The organism is Mameliella sp. CS4 (genome assembly GCF_019392335.1).
In the GTDB taxonomy this organism is placed as follows: domain Bacteria; phylum Pseudomonadota; class Alphaproteobacteria; order Rhodobacterales; family Rhodobacteraceae; genus Antarctobacter.
In genome coordinates this window covers 1-664 of sequence record NZ_JAHXRQ010000086.1, presented here as the reverse complement: position 1 = coordinate 664, position 664 = coordinate 1, and the positions used below count along the sequence as shown (strand labels likewise).

At 59.3% G+C, this 664-nt stretch carries 1 pseudogene; it reads right to left on the bottom strand.

Annotated features, from left to right (window positions below):
* Positions 1-628, bottom strand: a pseudogene (locus KZZ07_RS26635) (IS5 family transposase); the annotation flags it as partial.
* Positions 629-664 lie beyond the last annotated feature (36 nt).

Here is a 664-nt window from a genome sequence, read left to right as displayed (position 1 = left end):
CGCTTATACCTGCGCTTATCGTAGCGGACCTGCGTCTTCCGCTTCTTCCGGCCCGGGATGCAAGGGCGTATCTTCTTGTCCTGCAAGGCTTCTCTGAACCAGTCGGCATCGTAGCCGCGATCTCCGAGTAGCCACTTCACGTTGGGCAACCCACTGATCAGCGCACGCGCCCCGATGTAGTCGCTGACGGGTCCGGCAGTCAGGAACAGGTCGATGGGGCGGCCCTGGCTATCGCAGATGGCGTGCAGTTTCGTGTTCATGCCGCCCTTGGTTCGGCCAATCAGGCGTCCACGCCCCCCTTTTTAACGCCCAGGCTGGACGCCGTGCGATGGGCCTTCAGATGGGTTGCGTCAATCATCACAGTGGTCTCCTCGCCGTGTTCGGCGGCCAGCCCCGCCATGATCCGGGCGAAGACGCCTTTATCGCTCCATCGTTTCCAACGGTTGTAGAGTGTCTTGTGGGGGCCATACTCCCTAGGGGCGTCGCGCCACCGCAAGCCGTTGCGATTGATGAAAATAATGCCACTCAGAACACGTCGATCATCAACTCGGGGCTTGCCATGCGACTTCGGAAAGTAAGGCTCCAGACGTGCCATCTGTGCGTCGCTCAACCAGAAAAGATCAGACATGGTCACCACTCGTTTTCGAACGGTGAATCATGCACG